At 65.6% G+C, this 16,179-nt stretch carries 15 protein-coding genes; 6 read left to right on the top strand and 9 right to left on the bottom strand.

Annotated elements, in window-relative coordinates; genetic code table 11:
• Positions 1-7 precede the first annotated feature (7 nt).
• The 3 genes from HU735_RS01980 to HU735_RS01970 are packed head-to-tail and all read left to right on the top strand — an operon-like array spanning position 8 to position 2,594.
• Entirely contained in the window at positions 8-1,081 is a 1,074-nt protein-coding gene (locus HU735_RS01980; RefSeq protein WP_186712206.1) for a COX15/CtaA family protein, read from the top strand.
• Positions 1,066-1,965 carry a heme o synthase gene (gene cyoE, locus HU735_RS01975; RefSeq protein WP_186712205.1) on the top strand — a complete coding sequence of 300 codons (900 nt, stop codon included), beginning with the start codon at positions 1,066-1,068 and terminating at the stop codon, positions 1,963-1,965. Before HU735_RS01980 ends, cyoE begins: the two co-directional genes overlap by 16 nt.
• Positions 1,962-2,594 carry an SCO family protein gene (locus tag HU735_RS01970; protein ID WP_028688687.1) on the top strand — a complete coding sequence of 211 codons (633 nt, stop codon included), beginning with the start codon at positions 1,962-1,964 and terminating at the stop codon, positions 2,592-2,594. The genes cyoE and HU735_RS01970 overlap by 4 nt, the downstream gene beginning before the upstream one ends.
• Positions 2,595-2,731: 137 nt before the next feature.
• On the opposite strand, the gene HU735_RS01965 is transcribed toward HU735_RS01970, so the two are convergent.
• The 3 genes from HU735_RS01965 to HU735_RS01955 all read right to left on the bottom strand — a co-directional run bounded on the left by HU735_RS01965 (position 2,732) and on the right by HU735_RS01955 (position 5,245).
• A complete protein-coding gene (locus tag HU735_RS01965) occupies positions 2,732-3,502 on the bottom strand; it encodes a MetQ/NlpA family ABC transporter substrate-binding protein (RefSeq protein ID WP_050703189.1) in 771 nt (256 codons plus the stop codon).
• Between the two features lie 64 nt (positions 3,503-3,566).
• Positions 3,567-4,238 (bottom strand): methionine ABC transporter permease, encoded by a 672-nt coding sequence (locus HU735_RS01960; protein WP_050703190.1) that lies wholly within the window; start codon positions 4,236-4,238, stop codon positions 3,567-3,569.
• Complete coding sequence (locus tag HU735_RS01955) at positions 4,238-5,245, bottom strand: methionine ABC transporter ATP-binding protein (protein WP_050703191.1); 1,008 nt, start codon at positions 5,243-5,245, stop codon at positions 4,238-4,240. Before HU735_RS01955 ends, HU735_RS01960 begins: the two co-directional genes overlap by 1 nt.
• Before the next feature lie 211 nt (positions 5,246-5,456).
• Between HU735_RS01955 and katE the strand changes: the two genes are divergently transcribed.
• Positions 5,457-7,601 carry a catalase HPII gene (katE, locus tag HU735_RS01950; RefSeq protein WP_186712204.1) on the top strand — a complete coding sequence of 715 codons (2,145 nt, stop codon included), beginning with the start codon at positions 5,457-5,459 and terminating at the stop codon, positions 7,599-7,601.
• A gap of 137 nt (positions 7,602-7,738) precedes the next feature.
• Here katE and HU735_RS01945 read toward each other — a convergent pair whose 3' ends face one another.
• The 4 genes from HU735_RS01945 to zur form a co-directional block, all read right to left on the bottom strand.
• On the bottom strand, positions 7,739-8,446 hold the full coding sequence (locus tag HU735_RS01945; RefSeq protein WP_186712203.1) for a PA5502 family lipoprotein: 708 nt from the start codon (positions 8,444-8,446) through the stop codon (positions 7,739-7,741).
• A 129-nt stretch (positions 8,447-8,575) separates the two neighbouring features.
• Positions 8,576-9,358 (bottom strand): zinc ABC transporter permease subunit ZnuB, encoded by a 783-nt coding sequence (gene znuB / locus HU735_RS01940; protein ID WP_050703194.1) that lies wholly within the window; start codon positions 9,356-9,358, stop codon positions 8,576-8,578.
• Entirely contained in the window at positions 9,351-10,124 is a 774-nt protein-coding gene (znuC, locus tag HU735_RS01935; protein WP_186712202.1) for a zinc ABC transporter ATP-binding protein ZnuC, read from the bottom strand. Before znuC ends, znuB begins: the two co-directional genes overlap by 8 nt.
• Positions 10,121-10,606 carry a zinc uptake transcriptional repressor Zur gene (gene zur / locus HU735_RS01930; protein ID WP_050703196.1) on the bottom strand — a complete coding sequence of 162 codons (486 nt, stop codon included), beginning with the start codon at positions 10,604-10,606 and terminating at the stop codon, positions 10,121-10,123. The genes znuC and zur overlap by 4 nt, the downstream gene beginning before the upstream one ends.
• A gap of 18 nt (positions 10,607-10,624) precedes the next feature.
• Here zur and HU735_RS01925 point away from each other — a divergent pair, with 18 nt between their 5' ends.
• Positions 10,625-11,581: a zinc ABC transporter substrate-binding protein gene (locus HU735_RS01925; RefSeq protein ID WP_186712201.1), complete on the top strand. Its 957-nt coding sequence runs from the start codon at positions 10,625-10,627 to the stop codon at positions 11,579-11,581.
• A gap of 104 nt (positions 11,582-11,685) precedes the next feature.
• On the opposite strand, the gene HU735_RS01920 is transcribed toward HU735_RS01925, so the two are convergent.
• Together HU735_RS01920 and HU735_RS01915 are read right to left on the bottom strand one after the other, a co-directional pair.
• Positions 11,686-12,636, bottom strand: a complete 951-nt coding sequence (locus HU735_RS01920) for a homoserine kinase (RefSeq protein WP_186712200.1) — start codon at positions 12,634-12,636, stop codon at positions 11,686-11,688.
• Positions 12,637-12,707: 71 nt separating this feature from the next.
• Positions 12,708-12,995: a DUF2782 domain-containing protein gene (locus HU735_RS01915; RefSeq protein WP_050703199.1), complete on the bottom strand. Its 288-nt coding sequence runs from the start codon at positions 12,993-12,995 to the stop codon at positions 12,708-12,710.
• Between the two features lie 74 nt (positions 12,996-13,069).
• Between HU735_RS01915 and polA the strand changes: the two genes are divergently transcribed.
• Positions 13,070-15,820 carry a DNA polymerase I gene (polA, locus tag HU735_RS01910; RefSeq protein ID WP_186712199.1) on the top strand — a complete coding sequence of 917 codons (2,751 nt, stop codon included), beginning with the start codon at positions 13,070-13,072 and terminating at the stop codon, positions 15,818-15,820.
• The last annotated feature ends 359 nt before the right edge of the window (positions 15,821-16,179 follow it).

The raw sequence follows: 16,179 nt of genomic DNA, 5'->3' as shown, positions 1-16,179 counted from the left end.
GGCCGCCATGGCCAGACCCGGATTCCGTCTCGCTGTGTTCGCCACCCTGCTGGCGCTGCTGGTGGTGCTGCTCGGCGCCTATACCCGGCTGACCCATGCCGGTCTCGGCTGCCCCGACTGGCCGGGGTGCTACGGCTTCATCGGCGTGCCCAAGACCGATGCCCAGCTGGCCCATGCCGAGCTGCACTTCCCCGAGCACCCGGTGGAAGAAGCCAAGGGCTGGGCCGAGATGGTCCATCGCTATTTCGCCGGCACCCTGGCGCTGGTGATCGCCCTGCTCGCCTTCCAGGCCGTGCGCCGGCATGCCCGCGACGGCCAGCCCTACCGCCTGCCGGTATTGCTGCTGGGGGTGGTACTGGCCCAGGCGGCGTTCGGCATGTGGACGGTTACCTTGAAGCTTTGGCCCCAGGTAGTCACCGCGCACCTGCTCGGCGGGTTCACCACGGTGAGCCTGCTTTTCCTGCTGTCCCTGCGTCTATCCCGGGCCTTTGCGCCATTGCCGAAACTGCCGCTGAGCCTGCGCCGGATCGCCGCGCTGGCGCTGTTGGTGGTCATCGGCCAGATCGCCCTGGGGGGCTGGGTCAGCGCCAACTACGCGGCGGTGGCCTGCATCGACCTGCCCACCTGCCACGGCCAGTGGTGGCCGGCGGCGGACTTCAGCAACGGCTTCCACCTGACCCAGCACGTCGGCCCCAATTACCTCGGCGGGCAACTGGACAGTGACGCGCGCACCGCGATTCATATCAGCCATCGCCTGGGCGCGATGCTGGTCATGCTGGTGTTGCTGACCCTGAGCTGGAAACTGCACCGCCACGGTCTCGGTGGCCTGGCCCGCCTGGTGTTGCTGGCGCTGGCGCTGCAACTGGGCCTGGGCATCAGCAACGTGCTGTTCCACCTGCCCCTGGGCGTGGCCGTCGCGCACAACGCCGGCGGCGCCCTGCTGCTGCTGTGCATGGTGCTGGTCAACTACCGCATTCGCGTGGTCGACAAGGTCCGTGTGGGCCACGGCTGGCGCCTGACGCCGGTGACCGGCGTGCACCTTTCCCATCACATGAGGAACGATTCGTGGCGACGCTTCTGAGCACGGAACGCCAGCGCGCCGGATGGCGCGACTACATGGAGCTGACCAAACCGAAGGTGGTGGTGCTGATGTTGATCACCTCGCTGGTGGGCATGTTTCTCGCCACCCGCGCGGGGGTGGCCTGGAGCGTCCTGGTGTTCGGCAACCTGGGGATAGGCTTGTGCGCGGGGGCCGCGGCGGCGGTCAACCACGTGGTCGACCGCCGCGTCGATGCGCTGATGGCCCGCACCCACAAGCGCCCGCTGGCCCAGGGCCGGGTCGCGCCCCTGCCGGCGTTGCTGTTCGCCTTGCTGCTGGCCGTGGCGGGGATGGCCCTGCTGTTGGCGTTCACCAACCCCCTCACCGCCTGGCTCACCCTGGCCTCGCTGCTCGGTTACGCGGTGCTCTATACCGGCTTTCTCAAGCGTGCCACGCCGCAGAACATCGTGATCGGCGGCCTGGCAGGAGCGGCCCCACCGTTGCTGGGCTGGGTGGCGGTCAGCGGGCACCTGGGCGCCGAACCACTGCTGCTGGTGCTGATCATCTTCGCCTGGACGCCACCGCACTTCTGGGCCCTGGCGATTCATCGCAAGGAGGAGTACGCAAAAGCTGATATTCCCATGCTCCCCGTTACCCACGGCGAGCACTACACGGCCCTGCACATCCTGCTCTACACCTTGATATTGCTGGCGGTGAGCCTGTTGCCGTATGTCATCCACATGAGCGGACCGCTGTACCTGGCCTGTGCCCTGGGGCTGGGCCTGCGCTTCCTGCACTGGGCCTGGGTGTTGTACCGTGGCACCCGGCCGCACGCGGCGATCAAGACGTTCAAGTACTCTATCGGCTACCTGTTCGCCCTGTTCATCGCGTTGCTCGTAGACCACTACCTGTTGCTGAACCTATGACCCGAACCCAGAAAACCGTCTTCATCCTCGTTGCCCTGGTCGCGCTGATCATGGGCCTGACCGTCAACAAGGTGCTCAACGACCGTGGTCAGTTGAACCCCACCGAGCTGATTGATGCCGGCATCATCCTGCTGCCGCAGAGCCGCACCGTGCCCGACGTGACCATGACCGACCAGAACGGCCAGCCGCTGGTACTTGACCAGCTCAAGGGCAAGTGGTCGTTGCTGTTCTTCGGCTACACCTATTGCCCGGACATCTGCCCGACCACCCTGGCCCAGCTGCGCCAGGTGAAGAGCGAGCTGCCCAAGGAGGCGCTGGAGCGTTTGCAGGTGGTGCTGGTGAGCGTCGACCCGAACCGCGACACGCCGAACCAGCTCAAGCAGTACCTGGGTTACTTCGACAAGGACTTCGTCGGGGTGGCAGGGTCGATCGAGGACACCCAGAAGCTGGCCAATGCCTTGAGCATTCCGTTCATTCCGGCCGATACCAGCAAGCCGGGCTACACCGTGGATCACAGTGGCAACCTGGCGGTGGTCGGCCCGGACGGGCGCCAGCGCGGGTTCATCCGTGCGCCGTTCAACAACCAGAAGCTGGTGGCGCAGTTGCCGGGGCTGGTCAAGCGCGACTGACCGTTGAAATGAATCGCGGGGCCAGCCCGCTCCCACACCAGAACGCAATCTGGCGTGGGAGCGGGCTGGCCCCGCGATTGGTGTTCGTTCCTCGGGCCTGCCGCGATGGGCCGCAAAGCGGCCCCGGGGATATCAGCTTAGAACGCCGGAATCACCGCGCCCTTGTACTTCTCGGTGATGAACTGCTTCACCTCAGGCGAATGCAGGGCCGCAGCCAGCTTCTTCATGGCATCGGCGTCCTTGTTGTCCGGACGGGCCACCAGGATGTTCACGTAAGGCGAATCGCTGCCTTCGATCACCAGGGCGTCCTTCTCCGGATTCAGCTTGGCTTCCAGTGCATAGTTGGTGTTGATCAGCGCCAGGTCGACCTGGGTCAGCACGCGCGGGATGGTGGCCGCTTCCAGCTCGCGGAATTTCAGCTTCTTGTCGTTGCCGGTGATGTCCTTCACGGTCGACAGGATGTTCTTGCTGTCCTTGAGCTTGATCACGCCAGCCTTGTCCAGCAGCAGCAGGGCACGGCCGCCGTTGGTGGCGTCGTTGGGGATGACCACGGTGGCGCCGGATGGCAGTTCGTCGAGCTTCTTGTACTTGCTCGAGTAGGCGCCCAGCGGCTCCAGGTGCACGCCGGCAACGCTGACCAGCTGGGTGCCCTTGGCCTTGTTGAACTCATCCAGGTACGGCTGGTGCTGGAAGAAGTTGGCGTCCAGGCGCTTTTCCGCGACCTGCACGTTCGGCTGGATGTAGTCGGTGAATTCCTTGACCTTCAGCTCCACGCCCTCTTTGGCCAACTGCGGCTGGACGAACTTGAGGATCTCGGCGTGCGGCACCGGGGTGGCGGCGACGGTCAGGGTCTCGGCGTGGGCCGAGAAGGCCGCGACGGCGGCGACAACAGCAAGCAGCTTCTTCATTGATCACTCCTTGTGAGGGCCGCGACGGCCCCCGAACGGGTCGGCCAGGCCGACCCCATTGGGGTTACTTACGGGAAAAATGCACGACCAGCTTGTCGCCGACGCTCTGCAGCACCTGCACCAGGATCAGCAGCAGGACCACGGTGACCACCATCACGTCGGTCTGGAAACGCTGGTAGCCGAAGCGGATGGCCAGGTCGCCCAGGCCGCCCGCGCCCACCACGCCGGCCATGGCGGTGTACGAGACCAGGGTGATGGCGGTGACGGTGATCGCCGCGAAGATGCCCGGACGGGCCTCCGGCAGCAAGGCGTTGGTGATGATCTGGCGGGTGGTGGCGCCCATCGACTGGGTGGCTTCGATGATGCCGCGATCCACCTCGCGCAGGGCGGTTTCCACCAGGCGCGCGAAGAACGGCGTGGCCCCCACCACCAGCGGAGGAATGGCCCCCGCGACACCCAGCGAGGTGCCGGTGATCAGGACCGTGATCGGGATCATCACGATCAGCAGGATGATGAACGGCAGCGAGCGCAGGATGTTCACTACCAGCGACAGCAGCGCGTAGACGCCCTTCTGCTCGAACATCTGCCGCGGCCCGCAGAGGAACAGCAGCACGCCCAGCGGCAGGCCCAGCAGCACGGTGAAGAACAGCGAGCCGAACAGCATGATCATGGTGTCGATGCTGGCCAGCCAGATTTCGGCCCAGTCGACGTTGGCGAAGAAATTCAGGGCGTCCATCAACGCAGTACCTCCATATGTACGTCAGCTGCAGTGAAGCGGGCGAATGCCGCGTCCATGTCTCCGCCGATCAAGGCGAGGGTCAGCTGGCCATAGGGAATGTCCTTGATGCGGTCGATGCGTCCGGCCAGGATGCTGTAGTCGACACCGGTTTCGCGGGCCACGGTGCCCAGCAGCGGCGCGTAGGTGGCGCAGCCCTGGAACGTCAGGCGCACGATGCGGCCCGGCACATGGGCGAAGTCGTCGCGTTGCTCGTTCTCGTCGACCTGCTCGTCCTCCTGGACGAAACGCCGGGTGGTGGCGTGCTGCGGGTGCAGGAACACGTCGGCCACCGGGCCTTGCTCGACGATCTGCCCGGCGTCCATCACCGCCACGCGGTCGCAGACCCGGCGGATCACGTCCATCTCGTGGGTGATCAGCACGATGGTCAGCTTCAGTTCGCGGTTGATCTCGGCCAGCAGTTGCAGCACCGAGGCGGTGGTCTGCGGGTCGAGGGCGCTGGTGGCCTCGTCGCACAGCAGGATCTTCGGGTTGGTGGACAGGGCGCGGGCGATGCCGACGCGCTGCTTCTGTCCGCCCGACAGCTGTGCCGGGTACTTCTTGGCGTGCTCGGACAGGCCGACGCGGGCCAGCAGCTCGGTGACGCGCTTGTCGATCTCGCCACGCGGCAACTCCCCGGCCAGCACCAGCGGCAGGGCGACGTTGTCGGCGACGGTCTTGGACGCCAGCAGGTTGAAGTGCTGGAAGATCATCCCGACCTGCTGGCGGAAGCGGCGCAGCTGGTTGGCGTCGAAGGCGGTGACGTCCTCGCCGTCGACCACGATCTTGCCGCCGGACGGCTCCTCGAGGCGGTTGATCAGACGCAGCATGGTGCTCTTGCCGGCACCGGAGTGGCCGATCAGGCCGAACACCTGGCCATCTTCGATGGTCAGGCTGGTCGGGTTCAGGGCCGGGATATCCCTACCGGCGACGCGGTAGGTCTTGTGGACATTTTGAAACTCGATCACTGAGCGAACCTTGTGGGGCGCATGGAATTTGGGTCAGCGGTTAGCCGGGGTCGCGCATTTTAGCCTTTTCCCCTGCCTGTTCTTAGCATTAATTTCGCAATGCTCCAATCCAATCGGCATATCGCGACGGTCGGCAATCCGATTGAACGCATCCGACGGCCTCCCAGTCATCTACTTGAACAAGCCCAAGTACTGATGAGGAGAGCCGAAGATGCCCAGCAAGAAGCCCCAGGCGCCGCAGCCGAGCCCGGTCGCGGGCACCGAAACCCCCGACAAGGCCAACACCAACGCCAAGTTGCAGAGCCTGGAAGCCTTTCGCAGCGACGCCAGCGGCCAGGCGCTGCGCACCAACCAGGGCGTGAGGATCGCCGACAACCAGAACAGCCTCAAGGCCGGCGCCCGCGGGCCTTCGCTGCTCGAAGACTTCATCATGCGCGAGAAGATCACCCACTTCGACCATGAGCGCATACCCGAGCGTATCGTCCATGCTCGCGGGACCGGCGCCCATGGATACTTCCAGAGCTACGGCTGCCATGCCGAACTGACCAAGGCCGGTTTCCTGCAGGATCCCGAAAAGCTCACCCCGGTGTTCGTGCGGTTTTCCACCGTGCAGGGGCCGCGCGGCTCGGGCGACACGGTGCGTGACGTGCGGGGCTTCGCGGTGAAGTTCTACACCGATGAAGGCAACTTCGACCTGGTCGGCAACAACATGCCGGTGTTCTTCATCCAGGACGCTATCAAGTTTCCCGACTTCGTCCATGCAGTGAAACCCGAGCCGCACAACGAGATGCCCACCGGCGGCTCGGCCCACGACACCTTCTGGGACTTCGTCTCGCTGGTGCCGGAATCGGCGCACATGGTCATGTGGGCCATGTCTGACCGCGCCATCCCGCGCAGCCTGCGGATGATGGAAGGCTTTGGCGTGCATACCTTCCGCCTGGTCAACGCCGAGGGTGTCGCCAGTTTCGTCAAGTTTCACTGGAAACCGCGCCAGGGCGTGCACTCGGTGCTGTGGGACGAGGCGCAGAAGCTGGCGGGCAAGGACACCGACTACCACCGCCGCGACCTGTGGGAGGCCATCGAGACCGGCCATTACCCGGAGTGGGAGCTGGGCGTGCAGATCGTCCCTGAGGCCGATGAGCACAAGTTCGACTTCGACTTGCTCGACCCGACCAAGCTCATCCCCGAAGAGCTGGTGCCAGTGACACCGCTGGGCAGGATGGTGCTCGACCGCAACCCCGACAACTTCTTCGCCGAGGTCGAACAGATCGCCTTCTGCCCGGGGCATATCGTTCCGGGCATCGACTTCAGCAACGACCCGCTGCTGCAGGGCCGGCTGTTCTCCTACACCGATACCCAGATCAGCCGCCTGGGCGGGCCGAACTTCCATGAGATACCGATCAACCGTCCCATCGCCCCCAACCACAGCAGCCAGCGCGATGCCATGCACCGCATGACTCTCGACAAGGGGCGCGCCGCCTACGAGCCCAACTCCATCGATGGCGGCTGGCCGCAAGAGACGCCACCCGCCGCGCGGGATGGTGGCTTCGAGAGCTATGGGGAGCGTATCGATGCCCACAAGATCCGCCAGCGCAGCGAATCGTTCGGCGATCATTTTTCCCAGGCCCGATTGTTCTTCCAGAGCATGAGCCCGACGGAGCAGCAGCACATCATCAAGGCCTACAGCTTCGAGTTGGGCAAGGTGGAGCGCGAGGCGATTCGCGCCCGGGAGGTGAACGAGATCCTCGCCAACATCGACCTCAAGCTGGCGGCGGCGGTGGCGGCCAACCTCGGGCTGCCGGCACCCAAGGCCGGCACGGTCAAGGTAAAAGGCAGCAAGCCCGCGCAGTCAAAGGCCTTGAGCCAGATGAACCATCCCGGTGGAATCGGCATCAGTGGGCGCAAGGTCGCCATTCTGGTGGCCGATGGCGTGGATGCTGGCAGCGTCGACAAGGTTGTGAAGGCGCTGGAGGCCAAGCGCGCACGTCCCGTGCTGTTGGGCCCGACCTCGGCGCCGGTCAAGGCTGCCGATGGCACGCCACTGCCGGTGGATGCCTCCATGGAAGGCATGCCGTCGGTGATGTTCGATGGCGTGTGGGTGCCGGCGGGCAAGGTGTCGCTGGAGGCGCTGGAGAAAAGCGGCGTGGCCAGGCATTTCCTGCTGGAAGCCTATAAGCATCTCAAGCCGATTGGGGTAAGCAGTGAAGGCAAGCTGCTGCTGAACAAGCTGGGGCTGAAGGAGGATGTGGGGCTGTTGTTGGGGGATGGGCAGAAGGCGTTCGATGGGTTCTTCAAGGCGCTAGAGGGGCATCGAGTGTGGGCGCGGGAGGCGGCTGCCGAGGCGATACCTGCGTAAGAATCAGCCCTTTCAAGTGTCGATAGTTGGTGCTCGGCTTGGAATTGCCGGGGCTGCTTTGCAGCCCTTTCGCGACACAAGGCCGCTCCTACAGGGATCGCATAACCCCTGTAGGAGCGGGCTTGCCCCGAGATTGATCACTGCTGATGAGGGATCAGCACCACCTGCGCCGGCAGTGAACGCTGGATCTCATGTTTCTGCTCAAGCTCGAAACCACTGTCGAGCTTGCGCACGCGCTTCTCCAGCAGGGTCTTGAGCCACGGCGCGTCCTGGGTGCGCGGCACCTGGAACACCACCTCGCACTGGTAATTCACCACGTCGGCGGCGATGTCATCCAACTGGCGACGCATCGCCCGGCTGTCGGTGGTCTTCAACGCCACCACGGTGCTGGGCGCGGTCGGGTCGATGACCCGGGCCTTGGGCTTGGACTCGGCCGCCTTCAGCGCCGCCTCGGCCTTTTCCAGCTCGGCCTTGCGCGCTTGGGCCATGGCATCGCCGCCAGTCAGGGCCGGGGCCTGGGGCATCAGCGCCCGGGCGCGGGCCAGCGCGGTGGCGGCGGCATTCACATCGCCCTTTTGCAGGACGATGCGGCTGCGTTGCAGGTAGGCCTCGGCCAGCTGGCGCTGGTGCGGTTCGAGGCGCGCATCGCCCGGCACCTGGGCCTGCAGCGCGGCCAGCTGGTCCTCGGCGGTGGCCAGTTCGTTGCTGGCGATGCTTTGTTCCAGCTGCTGCCAGGCATCCGGCTGGGCAGGCGCGACCGGCTGCTCGGCCGGCTTGCTGGAGCAGGCGGCCAGGAACAGGGAAAACGCGGCAACAAGCAGATAACGTGAGGCGAACGGCTTCATTCCTGCGACTCTCTATTTGCGCAAAAAGCGAGCAAGTCTACACCCAGGTGCGCACGCTCGAAAACTGGTCTTGTCAGACCTTCAAGCGATGAAAAGGTTGCAGGGCGCGTCAGCAGGCGCCCTGGAATCTCAGCGTTTCGGCAACGCCAGGCTCAGCAAGAATAGCACCGCCGCACAGACCACGATCGAAGGCCCGGCCGGGGTGTCCTTGAACCAGGACAGCGCCAGGCCGCCGCAGACCGCGGTAACCCCCAGCAGGCTGGCGCCCACGGCCATCTGTTCCGGCGAGCGGGCGTGACGCTGTGCCGCGGCGGCCGGGATGATCAGCAGCGAGGTGATCAGCAGCACGCCGACGATCTTCATCGCCACCGCGATCACCACGGCGATCAGCAGCATCAGCGCCAGGCGCAGGCCGGCCACCGGCAGGCCCTCGACCATCGCCAGCTCCTCATGCACGGTAACCGCCAGCAGCGGCCGCCAGAACATCGCCAGCAGCACCAGCACCAGCGCGCTGCCGCCGAGGATCCAGGCCAGGTCGGTGGTGCTGATCGCCAGCAGGTCGCCGAACAGGTAGGCCATCAGGTCGATGCGCACATCGTGCATGAAGCTCAGCACCACCAGGCCCAGCGACAGGGTGCTGGGGGCGAGGATGCCGAGCAGGGTGTCCGAGGCCAGTGGCTGGCGCTGTTGCAGGGTCACCAGCAGGATCGCCAGCAACAGGCAGCCGACGGTTACCGCCAGCGCCGGGCTGACGTCCAGGGCGAAGCCCAGCGCCACGCCAAGCAGCGCGGCGTGGGACAGGGTGTCGCCGAAGTAGGCCATGCGCCGCCAGACCACGAAGGAGCCCAGCGGACCGGCGACGAGCGCCAGCGACAGGCCGGCAAGCAGGGCGTAGAGAAGAAAATCAGCCATGCTTGCAGTGCTCTCCGTGGACATGGGCGCCGGGGGCGATCACCGAGCCGTGCAGGTCGTGGCTGTGATCGTGATGGTGGTGGTAGATGGCCAGGCTCGGCGCGTTCTGGCCGAACAGCTCGACGAAGGCCGGGTCGTTGCTGACCTGCTCCGGGTGGCCCGAGCAGCACACATGGCGGTTGAGGCAGACCACCTGGTCGGTGGCGCTCATCACCAGGTGCAGGTCGTGGGAGACCATCAACACGCCGCAGCCATGGCGGTCGCGCAGGCGGGTGATCAGGTTGTACAGCTCGGTCTGGCCGACCACGTCGACGCCCTGCACCGGCTCGTCCAGCACCAGCAGCTCGGGCTCGCGCAGCAGGGCGCGGGCCAGCAGCACGCGCTGCATTTCGCCGCCGGAGATGGTCTGGATCGGGCTGTCGATCACCTGCTCGGCGCCGACTTCCTGCAGCGCGGACAAGGCTGCCGCGCGGTCTACACCGGGCACCAGGCGCAGGAAGCGCAGCACCGACAGCGGCAGCGTGGCGTCTACCTGGATCTTCTGCGGCATGTAGCCGATACGCAGTTTCGGCTTGCGCCACACCTTGCCTTGGTGCGGCTTGAGCAGGCCGAGCACGGCGCGCACCAGGGTGGTCTTGCCGGCGCCGTTGGGCCCGATCAAGGTGACGATCTGCCCGGGCGCGACGGCCAGGTCGATGCTGTCGAGCACCGCCTCGCCGCCGAAGCTGACGCCGACCTGCTCGAGGCGGATCAGGGCGTCGCTCATGCCTTGCCCCGGCAGTTGCCGCACAGGCCGACCACTTCGACCGTCTGCGTCTCGACGGCGAAGCCCACGGCCTTGGCGCTGCTGACGATGGCGTCGCTGATGCTGTTCTGCTCGAGCTCGATGGCCACATGGCATTCGCGGCAGATCAGGAACTGGCCCTGGTGCGCATGCTCGGGATGACTGCAGCCGATGAAGGCATTGAGCGAGGCGATGCGGTGCACCAAGCCGTTCTCCAGCAGGAAGTCCAGCGCCCGATAGACGGTGGGCGGCGCGGCGCGGCGGCCGTCCTGCTCGCTGAGCACGGCGAGGATGTCGTAGGCGCCCAGCGGCTTGTGGCTCTGCCACACCAGCTCCAGCACGCGGCGGCGCAGGGCGGTCAGGCGCAGGCCCTGACGGTTGCACAGCGCGTCGGCCTCGGCCAGCGCACTGTGGACGCAGTGGGAATGATCGTGGGGACGGTGGGCCAGCGGCGTGATGGACATGGGCAGCGACGGTTCAGGATGGAGACGTTATTATGTTACCTGTTTCTGACGACCCGAGTATCCACCGTGTCCCGATTCCTTGCCCTCTTTGTCGCTTTCATCGCTTTTTCGGCCCACGCCGACGTGCGCGTGCTGACCAGCATCAAGCCCCTGCAGCAGATTGCCGCCGCCGTCCAGGACGGCGTCGGCAGCCCCGATGTGCTGCTGCCGCCGGGTGCTTCCCCGCACAACTACGCGCTGCGCCCCTCCGACGTGCGCAAGGTCGCCGATGCCGACCTGCTGTACTGGATCGGCCCGGACATGGAAGGCTTCCTGCCCCGTGTGCTGAAGAGCCGCGCCAAGCCGACCGTGGCCGTGCAGTCGCTGTCGGGCCTGCAACTGCGCCACTTCGGCGAGGACAGCCACTCGCATGACGAGGAAGACCACGACGATCACGACCATGACCACCGTCCGGGCAGCCTCGATGCGCACCTGTGGCTGTCGTCGGTGAATGCCCGGGTGATCGCGACGAAGATGGCCGGTGACCTGGCGGCAGCGGATCCGGCCAATGCGCCGCGCTACCAGGCCAACCTCAAGCTGTTCGTCGAGCGCATGGATGCCCTGGATGGGCGGATCAAGCAGCGGGTGGCGGGGATCGCCGGCAAGCCGTACTTCGTGTTCCACGAAGCCTTCGACTACTTCGAGGCCGCCTATGGCCTGAAGCATACCGGGGTGTTCAGCGTCGCCTCGGAAGTGCAGCCGGGCGCGCAGCACGTCGCCGCCATGCGCAAGCGCCTGCAGGCGGTGGGCAAGACCTGTGTATTCAGCGAGCCGCCGCTGCGCCCGCGCCTGGCCGAGACGCTGACCGCTGGTTTGCCGGTGCGCCTGGCGGAGCTGGATGCGCTGGGGGGCAGCGATGCGGTGGATGCCAGGGGCTATGAGCGTTTGCTGGAGAAGCTGGGCAGCGACCTGACCGGTTGCCTGGAACAACTCTGAGGCTGTAGGCGGATCAGGTGGGAGCGGGCTTGCCCCGCGATAGCGCTGGCAGGCCCGGCGCAATCGCGGGGCAAGCCCGCTCCCACAAATGCTGCTATTGCCTATCAGAGCGCGAACGGCAGCTTCAACGCCACCTGCTGGCGCTGCGCCAGGCGCACTTCGAACTCACTCGGGTCATGGATCATCACGTCCATCCCGGCGAACGCCTGCGACGCGATCAGGCGCGACAGCCAGAAGCGCACGCAAGCCACCCGCAGCATCACCGGCCACAGCTCGGCCTCGGCGGCGGTGAACGGCCGCAGCGCCGCATAGGCGCCCAGCAGGGCCTGGGCGCGTGGCAGGTCGATGCCGCCCTGCTCGTCCAGGCACCAGTCGTTCACGGTGATGGCAATGTCGTACAGCATCGGCCCGGAACAGGCGTTGTAGAAGTCGATCAGCCCGGTCAGGTGGGTGCCTTCGAACATCACGTTGTCGCGGAACAGGTCGGCGTGCAGGTTGGCCTTGGGCAGGGCGAGGATCTGCGCCTTGTGCGCGGTGATTTCCGCCAGTGCCGGCTGCAGCAGCCCGGCCTGTTCCAGGTTCAGGCCCGGCAGCAACTCGGCGCCCGATTCGAGCATCCAGTCCAGGCCACGGTCGGTGCGGCGCTCGATGATGCGCTCGCGGGTGGCCAGGTGGATATGCGCCAACAGCTCGCCGACCTGGGCGCAGTGCTGGTTGTTCGGGGCCTTGATGTGCTTGCCCGACAGCCGTGGCTGCAACAGCGCCGGCTTGCCGCACAGCTCGCGCAGGCCGTTGCCGTCGCGGTCGCGCAGGGCGTAGGGCACCGGCATGTCGGCAGCGTGCAGCACGTCGAGCAGCTCGATGAAGAACGGCATGTCTTCAGCCGGCCCGCGCTCGATCAGTGTGAGGACGAACTCCCCCTTTTCCAGGCTGACGAAGAAATTGCTGTTCTCGGTACCGGCGGCGATGCCCTGGAAATCGAGCAGGCGACCCAGCTCGTACGGCGCCAGAAAGGTTTCCAGCTCAGGCCGGGACACAGGGGTGAAGACTGACATGTTGAAGAATTGCCCATGCGGGCACTTCCGCCGGAAGTGCCTGGTTGATAAGAACGATACGCGTTACTAGCTTACCACTCGAAGATCTTCCAGGACGGAATCAGCATGTCCGGCTGGTCGGAACGAATGAAATTGCCTTCGGAGCCATCGGCGCGTACCAGGAAATAAGGCTTGCCGTTCTTCGGCGTGACCTTGATCGCATACAGGAAGCCGTTTTGACGGTACTCCTGGATGGTCTTGTCGCCTTCCGTGCGAATGGTTACATCGGGATCGGCCGATGGGGCTTCGTCCGCCGCCAGGGTGACGACTGGCATGGTGGCCAGCAGACCGAGCAGTAACAGGCGAATGGGTGTGCGCATGATAACCTAGTCCTTTTGTCGTCATTGATCCGGCTATTCTAGCGCCGGACCCGTCGAAAAGGTTGATTCTCCTCATGAGCCAAGCGCCCCTCGTCCTGGTGGACGGTTCGTCCTACCTCTACCGCGCCTTTCACGCGCTGCCGCCGCTGACCACCTCCAAGGGCCTGCCCACCGGCGCGGTCAAGGGCGTGCTGAACATGCTCAAGAGCCTGCGCAAGCAGTACCCGGACAGCCTGTTCGCGGTGGTTTTCGACGCCAAGGGCGGGACCTTCCGCGACGCCATGTTCGCCGAATACAAGGCCAACCGCCCGAGCATGCCTGACGATTTGCGGGTGCAGGTCGAGCCGCTGCACGCCAGCGTCCGCGCCCTCGGCTACCCGCTGCTGTGCGTCGAAGGCGTGGAGGCTGACGACGTTATCGGCACCTTGGCCCGCAGTGCCGCCGCTGCCGGCCGCCCGGTGATCATCTCGACCGGCGACAAGGACATGGCCCAGCTGGTGGACGGCCACGTCACCCTGGTTAACACCATGACCGGCAGCGTGCTGGATATCGCCGGCGTGCACGAGAAGTTCGGCGTAGGTCCCGAGCACATCATCGATTTTCTCGCCCTGATGGGCGACAAGGTCGACAACATCCCCGGCGTGCCGGGCGTTGGCGAGAAGACCGCGGTCGGCCTGCTGACCGGCATCGGTGGTGGCCTGCGCGACCTGTACGACAACCTCGACAAGGTGCCGGCCCTGGCCATCCGTGGCGCCAAGACCCTGCCGGCCAAGCTCGAGGAGCACCGCGACGCGGCTTTCCTGTCCTACGAGCTGGCGACCATCAAGTGCGATGTCGAGCTGGATGTCGAAGTAGAAGCCCTGGTCTGCGGCGAGCCGGACCGCGAGGCGCTGCTGGCGCTGTACACCGAGATGGAGTTCAAGAGCTGGGTGGCCGAAGTCCAGCGCAGCGCGCCCAAGGCCGGTGACAGCGTTGCTGCCGACGTTGAGCCTGTGGCCGAGAAGGTCGAGCCGAAGTACGAGACCATCCTCGACCAGGCGCGTTTCGACGCCTGGTTGGAGAAGCTGCGCCAGGCGCCACTGTTCGCCTTCGACACCGAGACCACCGGCCTCGACGCGCAGCAGGCGCAACTGGTCGGCCTGTCGTTCGCCGTCGAGCCCCACGAGGCCGCCTACGTGCCGCTGGCCCACGATTACGAAGGCGCCCCCGCCCAGCTCGACCGTGACGCCGTGCTGCTGGCCCTGAAGCCCCTGCTGGAAGACCCGGCCAAGGGCAAGATCGGCCAGAACGCCAAGTACGACATCAACATCCTGGCCAACGGCAGCCCGGCGATCCTGATGCGCGGCGTGGCCTACGACACCATGCTCGAGTCGTATGTGCTCGACTCCACCGCCACCCGTCACGACATGGACAGCCTGGCGCAGAAGTACCTGGACCACACCACCATCGGTTTCGAGGACATCGCCGGCAAGGGCGCCAAGCAACTGACCTTCAACCAGATCCCCCTGGAAAAGGCCGGCCCCTACGCGGCCGAGGACGCCGACATCACCCTGCGCTTGCACCACGCGTTGCAGGCGCGCCTGGCCAAGACGCCGAGCGTGCTGCCGGTGCTGATGGACATCGAGATGCCGCTGGTGCCGGTGCTGGCGAAGATCGAGCGCCAGGGCGCGTTGGTCGACGCCGCGCTGCTCGGCGTGCAGAGCGGCGAGCTGGGGGCGAAGCTGGTCGAGCTGGAACGTGAGGCATACGCCCTGGCCGGCGAGGAATTCAACCTGGGCTCGCCCAAGCAGCTGGGCGCGATCCTCTACGACAAGCTGGGCATGCCGGTGCTGAGCAAGACCGCCAAGGGCCAGCCGTCCACCGCCGAGGCGGTCCTGGATGACCTGGCTGAGCAGGGCTACCCGCTGCCCAAGGTGCTCATGCAGTACCGCAGCCTGAGCAAGCTCAAGAGCACCTACACCGACAAGCTGCCGGGGCAGATCAACCCGCGCACCGGGCGAATCCACACCTCCTACCAGCAGGCCGTGGCCGCCACCGGCCGGCTGTCGTCCAGCGACCCGAACCTGCAGAACATCCCGGTGCGCACCGCCGAAGGCCGACGCATTCGCCAGGCCTTCGTCGCCAGCCCAGGCTACAGGCTGCTGGCGGCGGACTATTCGCAGATCGAGCTGCGCATCATGGCCCACCTGGCCAAGGACGAAGGCCTGCTGCATGCCTTCCGCAACGACCTGGACGTGCACCGCGCCACCGCCGCCGAAGTGTTCGGCGTGGCACTGGCGGACGTCACCACTGACCAGCGTCGCAGCGCCAAGGCGATCAATTTCGGCCTGATCTATGGCATGAGCGCGTTCGGCCTGGCCAAGCAGATCGGCGTCGACCGCAAGCAGTCCCAGGACTACATCGACCGCTATTTCGCCCGTTATCCCGGCGTGCTGGCCTACATGGAGCGCACCCGCGCCCAGGCCGCCGAGCAGGGCTTCGTCGAGACCCTATTCGGCCGTCGCCTGTACCTGCCGGATATCAACGCCAAGAACCCGGCCCTGCGCAAAGGCGCCGAGCGTACCGCGATCAACGCCCCGATGCAGGGCACCGCGGCGGACATCATCAAGCGTGCCATGGTGGCGGTGGACAACTGGCTGACCGACAGCAAGCTGGATGCGCGAGTGATCCTGCAGGTACACGACGAACTGGTGCTCGAGGTGCGCGAGGACCTGGTCGAGCAGGTGAAAGATGAAATTCGTGGCTACATGAGCGGTGCCGCGGAACTCGATGTGCCGCTGCTGGTGGAAGTGGGCGTTGGCTCGAATTGGGACGAAGCTCACTAAACGCCGCGTGAAAGCTGTGTAGGATCTGCGGCGTAGTGTCGCGGATCCGGTGCTGGCCTCGGGCCTTAGATCGGGAGTTTCATGAAACTATCGCAAATAGTTTCGAGGGGCTCGGAACTAAACCGGTGAACCGCCACTCAGAGGTACTGAATGGCTGGTGAAGCCTTTCGATGCTCCTATGTTGTGTTAAGTGTTGGCAGATATCTGGACCCCGCCCTAGCGGTCCGGACTTGGACCCCGAACTTCCCCCTCCCCATACGAAGTCCGGGGTTTTTTTTGCCCGGAATTCAGGGTCCAACACAGCCCGTGTGTAGGAGCGGCCTTGTGCCGCGAAAGGGCTGCACAGCAGCCCCACAATC

The sequence above is a fragment of the Pseudomonas sp. BW16M2 genome, assembly GCF_014268865.1.
Classification (GTDB): domain Bacteria; phylum Pseudomonadota; class Gammaproteobacteria; order Pseudomonadales; family Pseudomonadaceae; genus Aquipseudomonas; species Aquipseudomonas peradeniyensis.
The sequence above is the reverse complement of the archived record's forward strand: the minus strand, read 5'-3'. Positions and strand labels throughout refer to the sequence as shown.